The 18,157-nt window shown below is 62.6% G+C and carries 17 protein-coding genes; 10 read left to right on the forward strand and 7 right to left on the reverse strand.

Annotated features, from left to right (window positions below):
- Positions 1-79: 79 nt before the first annotated feature.
- Complete coding sequence (locus tag MU551_RS18595) at positions 80-1,750, reverse strand: MDR family MFS transporter (RefSeq protein WP_247047473.1); 1,671 nt, start codon at positions 1,748-1,750, stop codon at positions 80-82.
- Positions 1,751-1,915: 165 nt separating this feature from the next.
- Entirely contained in the window at positions 1,916-2,392 is a 477-nt protein-coding gene (rraA, locus tag MU551_RS18600) for a ribonuclease E activity regulator RraA (protein WP_247047475.1), read from the reverse strand.
- A 122-nt stretch (positions 2,393-2,514) separates the two neighbouring features.
- On the opposite strand from rraA, the gene MU551_RS18605 reads away from it, so the two are divergent.
- The 6 genes from MU551_RS18605 to MU551_RS18630 all read left to right on the forward strand — a co-directional run bounded on the left by MU551_RS18605 (position 2,515) and on the right by MU551_RS18630 (position 8,358).
- On the forward strand, positions 2,515-3,801 hold the full coding sequence (locus MU551_RS18605) for an MFS transporter (RefSeq protein WP_247047483.1): 1,287 nt from the start codon (positions 2,515-2,517) through the stop codon (positions 3,799-3,801).
- Positions 3,802-3,956: 155 nt separating this feature from the next.
- Positions 3,957-4,553, forward strand: coding sequence for a TetR/AcrR family transcriptional regulator (locus MU551_RS18610; RefSeq protein ID WP_247047485.1), 597 nt, complete (start codon positions 3,957-3,959; stop codon positions 4,551-4,553).
- Positions 4,554-4,834: 281 nt separating this feature from the next.
- Entirely contained in the window at positions 4,835-6,031 is a 1,197-nt protein-coding gene (locus MU551_RS18615) for an NAD(P)-dependent malic enzyme (protein WP_247047493.1), read from the forward strand.
- A gap of 397 nt (positions 6,032-6,428) precedes the next feature.
- Positions 6,429-6,770 carry a hypothetical protein gene (locus MU551_RS18620; protein ID WP_247047496.1) on the forward strand — a complete coding sequence of 114 codons (342 nt, stop codon included), beginning with the start codon at positions 6,429-6,431 and terminating at the stop codon, positions 6,768-6,770.
- Positions 6,771-6,864: 94 nt separating this feature from the next.
- Positions 6,865-7,365, forward strand: a complete 501-nt coding sequence (locus tag MU551_RS18625; protein WP_247047498.1) for a DUF456 domain-containing protein — start codon at positions 6,865-6,867, stop codon at positions 7,363-7,365.
- A gap of 24 nt (positions 7,366-7,389) precedes the next feature.
- Positions 7,390-8,358, forward strand: coding sequence for a hypothetical protein (locus MU551_RS18630; RefSeq protein ID WP_247047506.1), 969 nt, complete (start codon positions 7,390-7,392; stop codon positions 8,356-8,358).
- A 26-nt stretch (positions 8,359-8,384) separates the two neighbouring features.
- Here MU551_RS18630 and MU551_RS18635 read toward each other — a convergent pair whose 3' ends face one another.
- A complete protein-coding gene (locus tag MU551_RS18635) occupies positions 8,385-8,852 on the reverse strand; it encodes an Lrp/AsnC family transcriptional regulator (protein ID WP_372489897.1) in 468 nt (155 codons plus the stop codon).
- 387 nt (positions 8,853-9,239) lie between these two features.
- Between MU551_RS18635 and gluQRS the strand changes: the two genes are divergently transcribed.
- The 4 genes from gluQRS to MU551_RS18655 all read left to right on the forward strand — a co-directional run bounded on the left by gluQRS (position 9,240) and on the right by MU551_RS18655 (position 13,084).
- Positions 9,240-10,121, forward strand: a complete 882-nt coding sequence (gene gluQRS / locus MU551_RS18640) for a tRNA glutamyl-Q(34) synthetase GluQRS (protein ID WP_247047508.1) — start codon at positions 9,240-9,242, stop codon at positions 10,119-10,121.
- 46 nt (positions 10,122-10,167) lie between these two features.
- Positions 10,168-11,292, forward strand: a complete 1,125-nt coding sequence (locus MU551_RS18645; RefSeq protein ID WP_247047516.1) for a serine hydrolase domain-containing protein — start codon at positions 10,168-10,170, stop codon at positions 11,290-11,292.
- A gap of 91 nt (positions 11,293-11,383) precedes the next feature.
- Positions 11,384-12,052, forward strand: coding sequence for a phosphohydrolase (locus tag MU551_RS18650; RefSeq protein ID WP_247047518.1), 669 nt, complete (start codon positions 11,384-11,386; stop codon positions 12,050-12,052).
- A gap of 9 nt (positions 12,053-12,061) precedes the next feature.
- On the forward strand, positions 12,062-13,084 hold the full coding sequence (locus MU551_RS18655; protein ID WP_247047537.1) for an NADP-dependent oxidoreductase: 1,023 nt from the start codon (positions 12,062-12,064) through the stop codon (positions 13,082-13,084).
- 45 nt (positions 13,085-13,129) lie between these two features.
- Here the strand turns inward: MU551_RS18655 and MU551_RS18660 are convergent, their stop codons facing one another.
- From MU551_RS18660 to MU551_RS18675, 4 genes are all read right to left on the reverse strand, one after another.
- Positions 13,130-14,902, reverse strand: coding sequence for an amylo-alpha-1,6-glucosidase (locus MU551_RS18660; protein WP_247047539.1), 1,773 nt, complete (start codon positions 14,900-14,902; stop codon positions 13,130-13,132).
- An 80-nt stretch (positions 14,903-14,982) separates the two neighbouring features.
- On the reverse strand, positions 14,983-15,744 hold the full coding sequence (locus MU551_RS18665) for a carbohydrate ABC transporter permease (protein WP_281507315.1): 762 nt from the start codon (positions 15,742-15,744) through the stop codon (positions 14,983-14,985).
- 53 nt (positions 15,745-15,797) lie between these two features.
- Positions 15,798-16,769: a carbohydrate ABC transporter permease gene (locus tag MU551_RS18670; protein ID WP_247047543.1), complete on the reverse strand. Its 972-nt coding sequence runs from the start codon at positions 16,767-16,769 to the stop codon at positions 15,798-15,800.
- A gap of 94 nt (positions 16,770-16,863) precedes the next feature.
- On the reverse strand, positions 16,864-18,114 hold the full coding sequence (locus MU551_RS18675; RefSeq protein WP_247047545.1) for a sugar ABC transporter substrate-binding protein: 1,251 nt from the start codon (positions 18,112-18,114) through the stop codon (positions 16,864-16,866).
- Positions 18,115-18,157 lie beyond the last annotated feature (43 nt).

The raw sequence follows: 18,157 nt of genomic DNA on the forward strand, positions 1-18,157 counted from the left end.
GGAGGGTCTGCAGGGAGGCCGACGACGGCGGGAGGCTCCCGCCGTCGTCGGACGTTCCAATGGGAAGAACCAGGTTCCCCTAGTGGGCCGGCACTGCCTCTGCGCCCAGCGGCTCCTTGGCCGGAGCAGGCTTGGCATCCGTGAGCTTCTTGTTCGGCAGGGCGAAGCTGATCAGGAAGGCGATGCCGGTCAGGGCCGCAGCCGTGAGCATCACGATGTCGATCGACTGGGCGAATCCCTCGGTGATGGGCCTGGTGAGCGTGGCGTTGGCAGTGTGCAGCCAACTGGTGTCGTTCAGGGATTCGTTGGTGGCACCCTGCTTGAAGAACTCGTAGAGCTTGGCGTTGGCGGGATCGGCGGCCACTGCGGGATCGTTGAGGACGGCCTGGTAGTCGGCGTTCTGCATGGCAGCTTTCATGCCGCTGGCGATCTTGTCAGCCGCCATGCTGAACAGCATCGAGATGAACACCGCAGTGCCCACAGCGCCGCCCATTGACCGGAAGAACGCTGCCGAGGAGGTCCCAACGCCCATGTCCTTGGGCGGAACGGAAACCTGCATGGCAAGTGTCAGAGGCTGCATGCAGAAGCCCAGTCCCATGCCGAAGAACACCGCGATCAGGCCCGGGACCCACAGCTCGGTGTCAGCTCCGAGTGAAAGGCCCATTACGACGGCGGAGCCCGTCAGGATTGCTGTGCCCATGATGGGGAAGATCCGGTAGGTTCCGGACGCCGAGATGGTGCGGCCGGCGGTAATGGAACCCGTGAGAATACCCAGCGTGAACGTGATCATCATGAGCCCGGCCTGCGTGGGAGTGAGCCCCTTGACCAGCTGCAGGTACATGGGCAGCATTGCGATGGCCCCAAACATGCCGATGCCGATGATGAAGTTCAGCATCGAGGACAGGCCGAACGTGATGTTCTGGAACAGACGCAGCGGGATCAGGGCGTAGTCGCCGGCACGCTTTTCGGCGAGCAGGAAAGCAACGATTCCCAGCACACCCAGTCCGTAGCAGAGGAACGAGCTGAGCGATGTCCAGCCCCAGACGCGGCCCTGTTCAGCCACAAGAAGCAGCGGAACGATCGCCAGGGTGATGGCCGCAGCTCCCCAGTAGTCGATCTTTTGCCTGACGTGCTTTACGGGCAGGTGAAGGTAGAGGAACACGACGGCGAGGGCGGCCAGGCCGATCGGAAGGTTGATGAAGAACACCCAGCGCCAGCCGTCGAATCCCAGGATGTTCGCTGACCCCGCGAAGGCACCGCCGATCACAGGCCCAAGAACCGAGGAGATGCCGAAGACCGACATGAAGTAGCCCTGGTACTTGGCGCGGTCCTTGAGGGCAACGATGTCGCCGATGATGGTCAGGGCCAACGCCAGCAGACCACCGGCGCCGAGTCCCTGGATGCCGCGGGCAATTGCCAGCTCCATCATCGAATGCACGGACCCCGCGTAAAGGGATCCCAGCAGGAAGATCACAATGGCGGCCAGATACAGAGGACGGCGGCCGAAGATATCGCTGAGCTTCCCATACAGCGGAGTGCTCACAGTGGAAGTGATCAGGTAGGCGGTGGTGGCCCAGGCCTGCAGCGACAAGCCGTCCAGGTCGTTTGCGATGGTGTAGATAGAGGTGGAGACGATGGTCTGGTCCAGTGACGACAGGAACATGCCAAGCATGAGTCCCACCATGACTGTCAGGGTCTGGCGGTGAGTCAGGGTTTCACCCGGTGCCCGCACGGCGGTGCTTTTGGACATGGTTTCTCCAAGGGGTACGAACGGAATTAAGCAGGATAGTTGCTTTCAGTAACTATCTTACTGTCCCGATTGTTCCCGAATGAAGGATTTTTTCTGATGGGAAGTTTTCGTCGAGGCTCCAGCAGGGGCTGAATCAGGTGCAATCCGCGTCTTCACCCCATCCCGTCAGCGTTCAACGAGGATGCCGTCAGGGTCGCACCAGATCATCGCGCCGGACCGGATGGTCACGCCGTCGATGACGAGATCGACGTCGGCCTCCCCGGCACCCGTCTTAGAGCTCTTGCGCGGATTGCTGCCTAGCGCCTTCACTCCCAGTGGCAGTTCCGCGATGGCCTCCCGGTCTCGGATCGCACCGTTAATTACGACGCCGGCCCACCCGTTCTGAACGGCACTCGCCGCAATCATGTCCCCCATCAAAGCGGTGCGCAGCGAGCTGCCGCCGTCCACCACCAGGACAGCGCCGTCTCCCCGGGTGCCGAGAACTTCTTTGACCAAGGCGTTGTCCTCGAAGCATTTGATCGTTCGGACAGGGCCGCTGAAGTGGCTGTGGGCGCCCAAGGACTGAAACTGAAGCGAGACGGACGCCAGCTCTTCGCCGCGTTCGTCGTACAGGTCGGCAGTGGCAACTGGTGTGTCGCTCATAACTTCTCCTCGGTTCAGATGATGTTCGCTTAATGGCTGGTTCAGGGCTGAAGGGATCGCCTGAATGGCTGCTGCCCACGATAGTCTGAACTCACACTGTCCGTGTCTTCCAGGGGGAACCGATGAGCCTGTCCGAAACACCTGGCATGACGCCTGAGACCGAGGGGACGACGACGGCCGGAGCTGCCCTCGCGGAGCCAACCCGGAAGGTAACGCCTGGCTGGGTGACCGGGCTGGTCCTGGTCAATGTCGGGATCAACGCTGCGTTTTTCGGCCCTATCAATGTGTTTATCGGCCAGCATGCCATCGGGATCGATCCGGCGAACAAGGAAGCCATCCTCTCGCTTGTCACGGGCTGCGGAGCTGCTGTTTCCCTGGTTGCCAACCCGCTGTTCGGGGCACTGTCCGACCGCACGGTCTCCCGCTTTGGCCGGCGCTCGCCGTGGGTCCTGGCCGGTGCCATCCTTGCGACGGCCGCGTTGCTGGCGATGTCCGGCGCAACGGCCGTCGCCCTTCTGGTGCTTTGCTGGTGCCTCGTTCAATTGGGAGCAAACGCGGCCTATGCCGCCATCACTGCGGCAGTCCCGGACAGGGTTCCGGTCTTCCAGCGCGGCGGGGTTGGCGGACTCGCGGCCATGGGGCAGACTGCCGGGATTCTCCTGGGGGCAGTGTTCGGCGCCGTGGTCTCCGGGAACTACATGGTGGGCTATTGGCTTTGTGCGGCGGCGCTGATTCTGAGCATCATTCCGTACCTCTTTAACAGGAATGACCCGGCGTTGCCGCTGAACGCCAGGCCGGTATTCACCTGGCTGGGGTTCTTGCGAGGCTTTTGGATCAGCCCGGTAAGGCATCCTGATTTTGCCTGGGCCTGGCTGACACGCTTTCTTGTTAACGTCGGGAATCAGTCCACCATCATTTACCTGCTTTTCTTCCTGCGGGACGTCATCAAGCACGAGGACCCGGCCTTGGGTGTGCTCATCCTGACGGGCATTTACGCAATGATGGTGATGATTACCGCTGTGCTTGCCGGGCCCTGGAGCGACCGTGTGGGAAAGCGCAAGCCGTTTGTGATCGGCTCATCTGCCACCATTGCCACCGCCGGTCTCATCATGGCTTTCTTCCCGGTGTGGACGGGTGCCCTGGTGGGCGCCGGAGTGCTGGGAATCGGCTTTGGCGCCTACTTGGCCGTCGACTTCGCCCTCCTCACCCAGGTTCTTCCGACGGCCGTAGACCGTGGAAAGGACATGGGGGTGATCAACGTGGCCAACTCACTCCCACAGGTAGTCGCCCCGGTGATCGCGTTCGTCTCACTCCAGTACCTTGGCGGGTACGTGACCCTCTTCAGCACGGCTGCTGCCATTGGACTCCTCGGCGCAGTATTCGTGGTCAAGATCAAGGGCGTTCAATAGGAGGCGTGCACACCGCGTCTGCTGGTCGGTTCATCCCCTTTTCCTGAATACGCCAAACTTACGTGCCGTATAGTTGTCAGCGAATTGCTGCTGCAGTGCGGTGACCGGGGGCCTGCTTTGCCGTTGCAAAATAAGCCCTCTCCCGGAACGTGCTGATGCTTGAACTAAATTCAGATCTGCCACCCATGGCCGCTCCGCCATTGCTCCCGCGCCAGCAGCTGCGCTACGCCCGGATCCTGGATGAAGCCGCCGGATTCGCCCGCAAAGGGCTTGAGTCCATCACTCTTTCCGAAGTTGCCGCAAAAGCTGACGTCCCGCTGGGTACGCTGTACCGCTATTTTCCATCCGCCACGCATCTGATGTTGGCCCTCTACCGGAAACAGCTCGGCGAGCTGCAGGTGGGAAGCTGGCCTGGAAAAGGCAACATCCGCGTCCATGCCCTGGTGGGCGTCACCATGGAGATCTTCCACATGCGGGTCATGCAGCCGGCCGTGGAGCAGTGCCTGAGCCGGACCAGCTACCAGAAGGACAGGGACACCACTGACCTGTTGCGGGAAATCGACGCGATCGCGGAGCAGGCGGTAACGGTGGCCAGCGGGGACTTTGCCAAGTCCCGCATACTCCTGCTGACCATCACCGGATTGGTGCAGGCAGTCCGGTGCCGCAGACTCTCCCTTTTTGAGGCCGAAGAGGATCTGAAGAGGGCTTGTTCGCTTCTGGCGGCAACCCGGTCGTTACAGGCAGTGGTCTAGACCAGCTAGTCACAATCGAGACACAAGGCAGTAATTTACGTCACTCAGACAGCCTAGGCACGCCTTAATCCGGGCGCTGGGCCCAAGAGTGGTCTGGTTGGTCACGTTCGGCGATTTACCATGGCAGTACCGGAGGGCAAGCAGTTCCTCCCGCAGGAGACACGGCGGTCCAGCCACCCCTTGGATCGTTCATGGACTTCGCTGACCTGCCCAACTCAAGCGGCCCGCGCTTGAGCCTTCCCTATCCCGTGCGACCACGGCCTAGACCAGGAGACAACGACGTGTCCATTGAAACGACCACTCCCACCGACCTTGAATCCGCTGCAACCTTGAGCGAAGAGGAAATTTTCGCGTCCCACCAGGGTGGCAAGCTGTCCATAGCCAGCACCGTCCCGTTGGCTACCAAGCGTGACCTCTCCATCGCCTATACGCCCGGAGTGGCTCAGGTCAGCCGGGCCATCCATGCCGATCCGAAGCTCGCAAAAACCCTGACGTGGGCAGAGCGCCTCGTCGTCGTCGTCAGTGACGGAACAGCGGTTCTTGGTCTCGGTGACATCGGCCCCAGCGCTTCACTGCCGGTTATGGAAGGCAAGTCAGCACTCTTCAAGGCTTTTGGTGACCTCGACTCCATTCCACTGGTCCTCAACACCACCGACGTCGACGAGATCGTGGAGACCCTGGTGCGCCTGCGTCCCAGCTTTGGCGCCGTGAACCTGGAGGACGTTTCGGCGCCGCGCTGCTTCGAGCTGGAGGAGAAGCTCATAGAGGCATTGGATTGCCCTGTGATGCATGACGACCAGCATGGCACCGCCGTCGTGGTCCTGGCCGCCCTCACTGGTGCCGCGAAAGTCACTGAACGCGAACTGACAGGCCTCCGGATTGTCGTATCCGGCGCCGGCGCAGCCGGTGTTGCAGTTGCAGAAATCCTTCTCGCCGCGGGAATCGAAGACGTCGTTGTCCTGGACTCGCGTGGGGTCATCGTCAAGGACCGGGCAGACATCGCGGCGAACCCTGACAGCAAGAAGGCAGAGCTGGCGCAGAAGAGCAATCCGCGTGCTTTGTCAGGCGGCCCTGCGGAGGCACTCCTCGGCGCGGACGTCTTCATTGGCGTATCGTCATCGCAGTTGGCCGAGGAGCACCTGAAGCTGATGAACCACAGCTCCATCGTGTTTGCCCTCTCCAACCCCGACCCCGAAGTACTGCCGGAGGTCGCCTCCAAGTACGCCGCAGTTGTGGCTACCGGCCGGAGCGACTTCCCCAACCAGATCAACAACGTGCTGGCCTTCCCCGGAATTTTCCGTGGGGCGCTCGACGCCGGTGCCCGCCGGATCACGCCCGCCATGAAGCTTGCCGCGGCACGCGCCATCGCCGAACTCGCCGAGCCGGAGCTTTCCGCAGACTACATTGTGCCGAGCCCGCTGGACCCCAGGGTGGCTCCGGCCGTCTCCGCAGCAGTAGCCGCGGCAGTCACCGAGTAAAGCGGCAACGACACAAAAAGCCTCGCGACGGCGGCATCTCCCTTAGCCGGGGGTGCCGCCGTCGGGCTTTAACGTGCGCTCTGCACAAGGCTCGACTTTGCGAGTACCAAGGGGAAGCCCTCCACCCGAATCGAGTACACACTACTCGGGTCAGTGGAGCCCGGAATCCCTAGCCTAAGGACTAGCGGGCGAACCCAGATAGGCCGCGCAGTGCGGAAACGGGTCGCTGCTGACCGGGCGGTGGAGAACATGCAGTCTCGACATACGAATGGCGGGATCCGGCAGGCCGGAGCACAACTGTGGAAGTTCCTTGCCCTGGATAAACCGGACCCTGCGTTGACGCCGTAGAACGAGGCAAGGGGACCGTTCTGATGAATCACCCGATAAGGAGCAAAAAATGAAGAAATTGCTAGCTGCCGGTGCAGTCGCCGGATTGGTTCTTCTGGGCGGCGGCGCCATGCCGGCCAGTGCTGCCCCGCCTGCAGACCTGGTCTGCCCGGGGCTGAGTTCCGGCAAGATTGATGCACAGGTCGGCGAGGACGACACTATTACGTTGACGGCTCCCGACGGCTTCCTGATCTCGTCAGTCTGCCTCAAGTCCGGGCCCGGCTTCGAGATCATTCCGGTTAATCCCCCGTTGGCCGAGGTGACTGTGTCGACCACTTCGGGCAAGGACATCTCGCACTTCTCGTACACACTGGTGCCTGACGTCTACACCCCGCCGCCTTACGGCTACTAAAGGGTGAAGGGCGGGTTTCCTGCAGACTCCCCGCGGTCTCTGCAGGAACCCGCCTTTTCCATGTCCGCACTCTTTCCGCCTTTAGACTGGGGCCATGACCTCCGAAACCGTCGTGACCATACTTTGCGGCCTGGCCATCCTGGTTGGAGTCGCTGGAACGGTGATTCCGGTGCTGCCCGGCAGCATCCTGATTGCCCTGAGCCTGCTGTCCTGGGCCATCTGGGGTGGGGCGGGCGCAGGCGGCTGGGTGGTGTTCGGGATCGGCATGGTGTTCGTTCTTGCCGGCATGGCCGCAAGCGCTGTTTTGACCGGGCGGAAACTCAGGGAGCACAGCATCCCCAACCGGAGTGTCGTCGTCGGGCTGATCCTGGCCGTTGTGGGGATGTTCCTGATCCCGGTAGTAGGGCTCTTTGTGGGCTTCGCTGCAGGCCTGCTTCTGAGCGAATACCAGCGGACGCGCAATTTCGGAACCGCAGTGACCACGAGTTGGGCCGCGCTCAAGGCCACCGGTTTGGGCATTTTGGTGGAGTTCGGCCTTGCGTGCCTCGCCGCAAGCACGTGGCTGATCGGCGTGTGGGTAGCGGCCGTCAGCTAAAGCCGCGGCTATTAGCATGGACTCATGAGCGCCGGACCCAGCGAATCCGCACCCCTGTACCGAGACATCCGCGATCTCACCCCGTTCCGCAGCCCCCTGATCAGAACTCCGGTCAGGGAACTAGCAGGCGGTGTTGCAGGCTTTGTTTCGGGGGTTGTTGGGCGGCGCGACCGGGGAACCCTCACCATCGAGGGAAGCATTCCCAGGCTCCAGCGCATGCCCGGCAAAGCGGCCCGCTCCGTACACGACGCGATCTTTACGAGCAGGGAACCGGACAGGCTCATCTTGCTGGCGCGGGCCCATCCGGGCTGGGCCGGGCTCTGCTATCTTATGGCTGGACTCCTCGCGTACCGGCATGGCAGTTTCCTGCGCGCCTCGGAGCTCCTCCAGCGAGGGCTGTCCACCAGGAACGACGACGACGCCAACAGTTACGCTGCCGCGCACCTCACCCACGTGGTGACGAATGTGGAAGTTGCCGAACGCGTGGAAGTTCCGGTGCTGTTCAGCGAAGAGGCCGTGTTCCTGGCGTTGTCCCACGCCCTCCGGGAGACGGGTCAGCCGGAAGCGGCCCTGGCTGCCCTGGTGGCGTTGCCGCCTTCGCTTCCGCTGGCGCTGGCCCGCTGTTCCCTCGCCGCATCACTGGGCCGCGACGCCGAGGTGGTGGCCGAGACGGAAGGCTTGTTGAACGCTGATGACCTTTCGGCAGCCCTGCTGCTGGTTAGGGCCCGCTCACTGCGTAAAAGGGGTGATTACGCCGCCGCCCGGGCTGCCCTTCAAGAGGTGCTGCGGCGGCGGAAGACTGACTTTTCGCTGCGCAATGACGCCCTGACGGACCGGGCACTCCTGCTGCTGGACACGGGCAGGAAATCGCTTAATCCGCGGGACTGGCAGCGTAGGAAGCCTGCCGAGCTGGAGGCTGTCCGTGCCATCCGCAAGGACGACGAGATGCGGAAACTGTGGGAGCAGGACTGGAAACAGCTCGGTGGGGACTGAAGGCGGCGCTGCTTTCCCGCACGTTGTTACCCTCCCAGCAGACCCGTGGTCCGATACGGGATAACTTCCCGCAGGAACATGCTGGTGGAGGTGCGCACGATTCCCGGGCATAATCTAATTTCCTCGGACACGCGGTAGAGGTCGTCCGGGCTGGAGGCCACCACCCTGATCAGCAGGTCGGTGTCCCCGGCGGGCGCATGACACTCAAGTACTTCGGGGATCTCCCGCAGGGCGGCAATCGCCTCGTTCAGATGGCTCTGGTCCAGTTCAGCACTCACTGAGGCCGCGACTCCCCGTCCGAGGGCGGCAGGAAGAACACGGCTGCTGTTCGGGCGAAGGGCGCCCGACGTCGACATCCGCTCAAGGCGCGACTGCACAGTTCCGCGGGCGAGGCCGAGGCGCTGGGCAAGGACCATGATGGGCAGGCGCGGATCTTCGTCCAAAGCTCCAAGGATGCGGCGGTCCGTCGCGTCGAGTTCCTGCAATATGACCACTCCTGTCGACAGTTGGTGGATAAAGTTGGTCAGTCTGATCAAGCTAGCGGCAGTCTGTTGCTCCAACTGTAGGGCTTCTGGTCAAATGGTGGCACTCGTGGAGGAGGCTACCGCCGAATCCGCACAGGCTAAGGGCACCCCGGTACACCACCCGGCCCCCGGACAACGCCTCCCGTAAGGAGGAAGCCGCTGATTGACACTTGTTCACGCATAGTCGCCAGCAAACATCGTCTCCATAAAAGCTTTTACGCGGGTCAGGAAAGACGCATCCGGACCCTTCACGACAAGAGCCCCTGAGCCACCGGCGCCGGTTCCATTGAATCCTGCGGTAGCTGAGGGGCTCTTGTGTGCCTGCAAGCTTCTTGGACGTGCGCCTAGGCTGGAGGCATGACGTCAGCAGGCCGCTTTGCCCCGAGCCCTTCGGGCCAACTCCATGTGGGGAACCTGCGTACCGCCATTCTCGCCTGGCTCTTTGCCTGGTCAACCGGCCGGCAGTTCCTGCTCCGTGTTGAAGACCTCGATCGTGCACGGGCGGGGGCGGAAGAAGAGCAGCTCCGCGATCTGGCGGCAATCGGCGTCAGGTGGGACGGCGCCGTCGTACGCCAGACCGAGCGCGAGCCGATCTATGCGGAGGCGATTGCCCGGCTCACCGCAGCAGGCCTGACCTACGAATGCTTCTGCACCCGGCGTGAGATCCAGGAAGCACCCTCGGCGCCGCACGCTCCGCAGGGGGCCTATCCGGGAACGTGCCGGTATTTGTCCCCTGCCGAGGTGGAGTTCCGGCGCTCCAGCCGACCGGCCGCTATCCGCCTGCGTGCCTGGACTGACGAGTGGACCGTGAAGGACATTTTGCATGGCAGCTACACCGGAATCGTGGACGATTTCGTCCTTCGCCGGAATGACGGCGTCACTGCTTACAATCTGGCCGTTGTGGTGGACGACGCAGCCCAGGGCATCGATCAGGTGGTCCGCGGTGACGACCTGCTGCCATCCACGCCGCGTCAGGCGTACCTCGCATCCCTGCTGGAGGTGCCCGTTCCGGAATATGCGCACGTACCGCTCGTGGTGAATTCCGACGGCGTCCGGCTGGCCAAGCGCGATGGTGCCGTGACGCTCGGTGACCTGGCAGAGAAGGGGATCCCGGCTGAGACAGCCCGGGACATGCTTTTGGAGTCGCTGGGGCTTCCGGCCGGGCCATTGGATCAGGCCCTGAGTGTATTCGACCCCTTGGTGCTGCCCCAGGAGCCGTGGGTCTGGCCGCTCCGGTAGAACGTGAGCCCGGCATTCAGTGCGGGGCGTTCGGTAGGGTGTGGGAATGCATATGGGGACTGTCGCACCAGGATTTGAAGCCGTCGCTGAGCTCTTTGGCACTTTTGTCGCTGAGGATCCCGAGTACTCAGCCCAGGTGGCGGCCTACCACCACGGCGTCAAGGTGCTTGATATCAGCGGAGGCCCGCACACCAGGCCGGACTCCGTTACAGGGGTGTTCTCCTGCTCGAAAGGCGCGGGTGCACTGGTGATGGCACTGCTGGTACAGGACGGCGTGCTGGACCTTGACGCTGCCGTGGCCGCCTACTGGCCGGAGTTCGCGGCTGCCGGGAAGGACCGGATCACCGTCCGGGAACTGCTTTCCCACCAAGCCGGGATTCTCGGCCTCGAAGGCGGCTTCACCCTTGAAGAGTGCAACGATTCCGCACTCGCGACCAAAAAACTTGCGGCTGCCCGGCCGGCCTGGAAGCCGGGGGCTGCCTTCGGCTACCACGCCCTGACCCTGGGCATGTTCATGGAAGAAATCTGCCGCCGCGTTACTGGAACCAGCCTGCAGGAGGTGTACCGGGACCGAATCCAGTCGGTCACGGGCGCGGACTTCTTCCTGGGGCTCCCTTCTGACCAGGACCACCGGTTCGCTGCCTTCCGGTCTGCTCCGGATCCGAACCCGCGCTGGCTTGATCCGAACAGCCACCTGGGCTTGGCACTCAGCCCCGATGGCAGCAACCTGTTCGACTTTCCCAATATCCCCGAAGTGCGGGCAGCCGGTTTCAGCTCGGCCGGCGGTGTTGCCAGTGCCGACGGTCTGGCTCGCGTTTATGCTGCCGCCCTCTCGGGGCTGCCGGCAAACAACGGCCGTCCGGAGCTCGCGCCGCTCCTGTCGGCCGATACCATCGAGGACATCAGCGCGGAGCAGGTCTATGGGATCGACCGGCTCTTCGGCGAGATGGGCAGCTTCGGCACAGTGTTCCTCAAGCCCAGGGCCACCCTGCCGTTCGGAAGTTACCGGGCGTTCGGGCACGACGGCGCCGGCGGCTCGTTGGGGTTTGCCGATCCTTTGTATGGTCTCGGGTTTGGCTACGTGCCCCAGCAGGCTGAAATGGGCGGGGCAGGGTGCCGCAACATCATGCTGAGCGAGGCGGTACGGCAGGCCATTCTCGCGCTGGGATAGAGGCAGCGGGGCTGGGCCGGGAGCGAGGGGCTACGCTGGAGTGCGGCCTTCCGGACGGGAACCGGCCGCCTGCCGAGTAGAGGATGCACACATGCCAGAACCACGATTCACCGTTGAGACGGCCATGGTCCTTGCCGAGGTGGCCCACAACCGCCAGAAGGACAAGCTCAAGCGCCCTTACCGCGAGCACGTGCTGGCAGTGGGGGACGCACTCGCGGACTTCGACGACGACATCCGGATCGCCGGATACCTCCACGACATTGCCGAGGACACCCCCATCACCCGGCAGGCGCTTCTGGAAATGGGCGTCTCGGAACGGGCCGTTGGCATCATCGAACGCGTCACCAAGCGCCTCCACGATGACCCGGACGACTACCAGGCCGGCATCCGCTTCATCGCTGAGGACCACGACGCCACTCTCGTGAAGATCGCGGACAACGCCCACAATTCCCTCCCCGAGAGGGTCAAGGCCCTGGCCGAGAAGTGGCCTGACAAGCCGCCGGTCACACGGTACAAGGAGGCGCGTCCCGTCCTGTATGCAGCGGTCCCCGAGGCAGAAGTCCGCAAGATCCTGGAGCGCGTCAACCCCTGGCTCCTTGATGAACTCGACGACTTGCTGGACGCCGACGACGAGACGGATTACACGTCGCTGGCATATGGACCCGGTGAAGGGGCCTCTCTGGACTCAGATCTTGAGGACGAAGAGCCCGATACACGGGAAGCAGCGGCGGAAGATGCCGGGCAGGGCCATCAACAGTAGAGCTCTTCCGTGCGCGCCTATGTGATTACCCGCTACGGCGGGCCGGAAGCCATGGTGCTGCAGGATGTCCCGGTGCCGAGTCCAGGATCCGGCCAAGTGCTCATCAAGGTGGGAGCAGCCGGCCTCAACCCGGTGGATTACAAGATGCGGCAGGGGAAGCTGCGGCCCCTCTTCCGGCCGAGGCTGCCGTTCATTGCTGGCTGCGAGCTGGCGGGAACCGTCGTCGGCGTCGGGCCGGGCACTAACCGTTTCACGGCGGGGGACCGGGTGTATTCGCGGGTGGACGCTCCGGGGCTGGGTGCTTTCGCCGAGTTCGCCTGCGTCCCCCAAGAGCTCGTGGCCTTGATGCCTCAATCGCTGGGGTTTACAGAAGCTGCCGGCCTTCCCCTTGCCGGACTCACAGCTGTGCAGGCACTACGGGACGAATTACGCATCCAACCGGGCACCAGGCTTTTCATTTCCGGTGGAGCAGGCGGAGTGGGGACCCTTGCCATACAGCTCGCCAAGTATTACGGAGCTGAGGTGACCACCACTGCCTCTCCCCGCGGCCTTACCCTGGTAAGCGAGCTGGGTGCCGACCACGTGGTGGACTACACCCGGGAGAATTTCGCGCAGACCCTCAGAGGCTTCGATGCCGCCCTGGACGCGGTAGGCGGGAGGGCTTTGAAGGGTGTTTTCCGCATCCTCAAGCGCGGCGGCAGCGTCGTCTCCGTGGCCGGAATCCCCGAACCGAAGACTGCCCTCCAGGACCTCCATACCTCCCGCGCTGTCGCCGCCCTGTTCTGGATGATCAGCCTGGGCGTGCGGCTCCGCGCCTGGAGATCCGGAGTCTCGTACCGGTACCTGTTCATGCATGCAAGCGGTGATGATCTCCGGTTCCTGGCCGGGCTGGTGGACCAGGGGAAAGTCCGGCCGGTAGTTGACAGCACCTATCCGCTCGCCCGGATTTCCGATGCCTTTGCCGCTTTGGAAACGGGCCGCGCCAAGGGCAAGATCATCGTCACCATGGCCGACGACGGCTCCTCAGCCTGAGCGCGGCACCACGGTGATAGAGGCTGGCGGCGGGCGGCCGGTCATTCAGATAGCGTCGATAAGCAACTCGTCAGGGGAGGCCGCTGAACCCTGAGCTTCTGCTGACCGCCGAACGGCATCGGCGGCGAGAGCAAGGTACGTGCTGGCGGTCCAGGTATAGGCCCGGTCGCGCAGCCCCTCGCCGGTCAGGGCGTCAAAATTCTCAGCGAACCCGCTGGTTTCGCAGAGGGTCCGGAACCGGGTGCTGATTCCGTTTGCCAGGTCCACATAGCCGCCTCTTCGCAGCCCGTCTTCAATCAGGTAGGTCGATGGAGCCCAGATGGGTCCTCGCCAGTATCCGTCGGGTTCGTAGAGCGGGGAATTCGGCGGCTCGGTTGCCGGACCCCAATTGGTGAGGTGTTCGGTGAGGCGGACCGCCATGGTTTGGCCAATTTCCGCGGGAAGCCGGTCAGAGATCAGCAGGGGAAGAAGGTTCAGGAGGCTGGTGGAGGTACTCCAGCGTCCCGTCAACGGGGCGTAGGCCCGGAAGGCGTCCCCGTCCCAGAGCCCCATCAGTCCTTGGAAAATCCTGTCCCTGTGACCACGCCAGACGCCCTCCTCGCCGGTGTTCAGTTCCTGGGCAATGTCGATGAGGACGTCCAGCTGGTAGACGAGGAAAGCAGCCAGATCGGGAGACTCAATGAGCCGGTCCTTATCAAACGTCGTCGAGTTGTCCCACCCGCTGTCATTGCCGTGCTGGTAGTAGGGGAGCCCGCGGCCCGGGCTTGTGCGGTGGTTGACCCAGAATCCTGTCCACCGCGAAAGAGCACCGTAGATCTCCGTCAGCAGCGCGCCGTCCATCACAGGCAGGCTCTCCCGGAGCTTGGAGTAGGCCCATCCATGGATCGGAGGCTTGACGTAGTTGTACAGAAGCTCGGAGTGGGAGATCGAGTCAGGGAGTGCGCCCTCGGGCGTCTGGTGGTCGAAGGGGGCGAGGAACTGGTCCCACGCTTCCTCCGCAAAGCCCGAGGACAGGGCGACGGCGTTGAAACAGTGATCCCAACTCCAGACTTTGTCCATCCAGTGTTTGGACATCAGGACAGATTCACGGTGGAGGAATCCCAGCGGGCTGACCGTTGCCGAAAAGAGGACGTAGGCGGCAAGCGCAGCAGCCGGGGTCTCCTGGTTTCGCCATGAAGCGATCCGGTCCAGATAGCCGGCGAAGGTGGCGTCGGCTGTTGCGATGGATTCCTCGAAGGACGTGTGAAGCACCAGTGGCTCCCGCGCAGTACGGAATTCATCGATGGCGATTTCCCACGTCCCGTTCGAGGCGCTCACTTCAACCCATCGCTTCGCCTGGCCCAATGCTTCGGCGCCTACGGCGGAGAGTGCGCCTTTCAAGACCGTGATCCTGTACCTAAGGCCTGTTTCATAGGAGGTGAAGCACCATCCTTTGCTTGCAGGGTCGTAGTAGAAGAACGTTCCTGTAAAGGGCGTGAGGCTTGCGGCTGCATCTTCGAGGCGCATAGCCAGTCCTTGGCCGGAAAGGCGAAGGATTTCGGGGCCATCGAAGACGGCGTCGACTCTCGCGTCGCCGTCGACCCATGAAAGCATTGAACTGTTGGCCTCAATGGAGGCATCCACTTCGCCTCCGTCCCGCCGCGGTGTGAGCCCCAGAACGCCTGTGAGTCCGTTCTGGTGGCCGTTTTGATGGGTTACGAGGTGGATGTCCGGTGCACTTTTGTGGAGTCCGATAACACGCGACAGATTCAGCCATGATCCGCGGGTGCTGAAGGGGATGTGGTCTATGTCGAAGGCAACGCGGGAGTTTTTGGGCATGGTGATTCCTGTCAACGGTAATGGGCGGCTCAACGGTGAGGGGAGGCCGCGAGCCAGGCGAATGAGCGGTGCGGGCTGCTTCAGTCTTTGACGGCGCCGGCCGTGACACCTGCTGAGACATACTTCTGCGCCACCACGAGCAGGACGGCTGCCGGGATGGAAGCGACCACGGCTGTTGCCATGATGGCGTTCCATTGCTGGTTGTTGTTCCCTATGTAGGCGTAGATGCCAAGGGTGATGGGCCGCAGGGCACCGCCGTTATTCAGGGTCGATGCAAAGATGAAGTCCGACCAGGCCCAGAGGAAGGCGAAGAGCGAGACGGTGACCACTGAATTTCGGCTTACCGGCATAACGATGGAGCGGAAGGTGCGCCAGTTTGATGCGCCGTCGATCTTCGCCGCATTCAGCAGCTCATCAGGGATGCCGGACATAAAGGCTGAAAAGATCAGCACTGCAAACGGAACAGCGATGGTCGAGTCGGCCACGATCAGCCCCGGAAGCGTGTTCAGAACTCCCATGCCCAGGTAGATGGCGTAGAAGCCCATCGCGATGATGATGGCCGGAATCATCTGGGCGATCAGCATGAGGAAGTTCAGGAGCCCTGCTCCGCGGGGGCGTAGTTTGGCCAGTGCAAAGGCTGCCGGGGCTGCCACAGCGACAGTCAGGATCACTGTGCCCAGCCCCAGGATAAGGCTGGTCCCCAGGAAGGGCATCTGCTGCTGGAGGACAGCTGAATAGCCTTCGAAAGTCACGTCCACGGGAAACAGGCTGGGCGGGGACTTCCTCATATCCTTGCTGGGCGTCAAGGAGACGTTGATCATCCAGTACACCGGGAACAGCATGATTGCGGTCAGCACGATTCCGAGAATCGTCTTGAAAGAGAAGCGGCGGGTACTCACTGATTTTCCTGTCTGCTCTGCACAGGGATATAGATGAAGCCGAAGACCACCGCGAGCACGATCAGGAGGTTTCCAATGGCTGCTGCGGGACCGAAATCGGGAAGGACCGAGCCAAAGCCCAGCTGATATGTCCAGGTTGCCAAGGTGGTGGACGAACCTGCCGGACCGCCCTTTGTCATGATCCAGATGATGTCGAAGACCTTGAGGGTATAGACAAGGCCCAGCAGGATGGTGATGGCTGAAACGGGCCGCAGCAGCGGAAGGGTGATGCGCCAGAACTTCTGCCAGGCGTTGGCTCCGTCGATGGCGGCGGCTTCATACACGTCGGTGGAGATTCCCTGCAGGCCGCTGTAAAGGATCACCAGGTTGAACGGCACCCCGATCCAGATGTTGGCGATCAGAACGGCCACGAGGGACCAGTCCGGTGAGGTGAGCCAGTTGATCTGCGGCATCCCCATCGCTGTGAGGGCCGCGTTGACTATGCCTGAATCGCTGTTCAGCATCCAGGACCAGGTGGAGGCGGAGACAATCAGCGGCAGCAGCCAGGGCACAAGAAACAGGGCACGCAGAGTGCCGGAGAGCCGGAACCCTGAGTGAAAGAACACTGCCAGCGCCAGGCCTATCCCGAACTGGAAGACAATCGAGACGACGGTGAAGGTGGCCGTGTGGGAAAGGGCCGGCCCAAAAGTGGGTGACGTGAAGACATCGATGTAGTTGTCCAAGCCTGCGAAGGGGGCGTTGCCTTGGACGAAGCTGCGGACGGTATAGGCCTTGAGGCTCAGTTCGATGTTGCGGTAGAGCGGGTAGGCATAAAAGATGGCCAAGTAGAGCAGCAGGGGTGCCAGGAAAGCCGCCGCAGACCAGCGGGTCGACGCCGCCGCCCGCCGCACGCGGGTATCCACGGCGTCCGCTGTCGCGACGGCCGGGCTTACTTCCCGCAGTGCGGTCCCGATGTTCACGGGTGACATGGTGATTCCTTCTGTTGAGGTGCGGTCTTTGACGCGGGCGGCGCGGGCGCAGGATCAGTTGGTTCCCTGCGCCCGGACCGCTACGTCGTTGCCACTACTTTGTTGCGGCGGCTGCGGCCGTCTGTGCGGTCTTGGCTGCATCCTGAGGGCTGGCGGATCCCGTCACTGAAGCCTGGACTGCCGTCCAGAGCTGTTCCGAGATTTTGGGGTACTTGGTGCCCAGGTTGTCGCTGGTGCGTCCCTTGGCGGCGGCGACGGCGTCAATCCACGGCTTTAGCGTGGCATCGGCTGCCAGCTGGGCCTTCTGGGCTTCCTCGGTGGGCGCGATGTAGTTCAGTGTGTTGTCGGTGGCCACGACGTTGGAGGCATTGGTGAGGCACGCGATGATCTTCTTGGACGTTTCGTACCGCGCGGTCTCCTTCTGGACAGGGATGGTCAGGAATTCCCCGCCGGTGGGGGCTGCTGCGGCGCCGCCGGACTTAGCTGGGATCGGCATGACCTTGTAGCCGGCCTTCGCGGCGTCTGCTTTCTGCCAGGTTCCGTTCTCGGCGAAGGCAAAGTCGCCTGCCATGAATTCCTGCCAGCTTGTTGTCTGGGTGTTGTTGATGACCGAGTTGGGAGCGTGCCCCTGTTTGATCCAGTCCGTCCACAGGGCCAGGGCGGATACGGCGTCGCTGGAGGAAAGGTCATCGAGCTGTGCTCCGGACCCCCAGAACCACGGCAGGAACTGGAAGCTTCCTTCTTCGGTTCCGACGGCGGAGAACGTAATACCCTTCTTGCCTGACGCCTTCACCTTTTCCAGCGCTGCGTTCAGGGATGCCCAGTCAGTCACGGAGGTTGCGTCAACGCCGGCCGCTTCGAGAACCTTTGGATTGTAGTAAAGGGCAAGCGTGTTTGCCCCGATGGGAACGCCAAACGCATCTCCATCGATTTCACCTGCGGCCAGGAGGTTCGCCTGCGTGTGAGAAGCGTCCAGGCCACTGTCCTTGGCGGAGGTCAGCACGCCGGCTTCGGCAAGTGTGGAAACCACCGGATTGTCCACCAGCAGAACATCAGGTGAAGAGCCTTGCTGGCCGGCCAGCAGGGCCTTGCTGGTCAGATCGCTGGTGTCATAGGCAGTCCGCTTGATGGTGGCTCCGGCCTCGGAACCACACTTATCGATGGATCCCGCCCAAGCGGACGTTGCATCGTACTGGGGGTAGGGATCCCAGAAGGTGAATTCGCTGCTGGCTGCAGACGTGGCCTGGGACGGACCTGAGGCGCAGCCTGCCAGCCCGCCACCGGCCAGAACGGCCAAGGCAAGGACAGCGGCGGACCTGGTTTGGATTGATTTCTTGTAAAACACGGTGATCCTCTCTGAAAAACGTGCAGGTATTGGGGGTTGAACG

Origin of the sequence: Arthrobacter rhizosphaerae (assembly GCF_023062595.1) — a bacterium.
GTDB lineage: Bacteria > Actinomycetota > Actinomycetes > Actinomycetales > Micrococcaceae > Arthrobacter > Arthrobacter rhizosphaerae.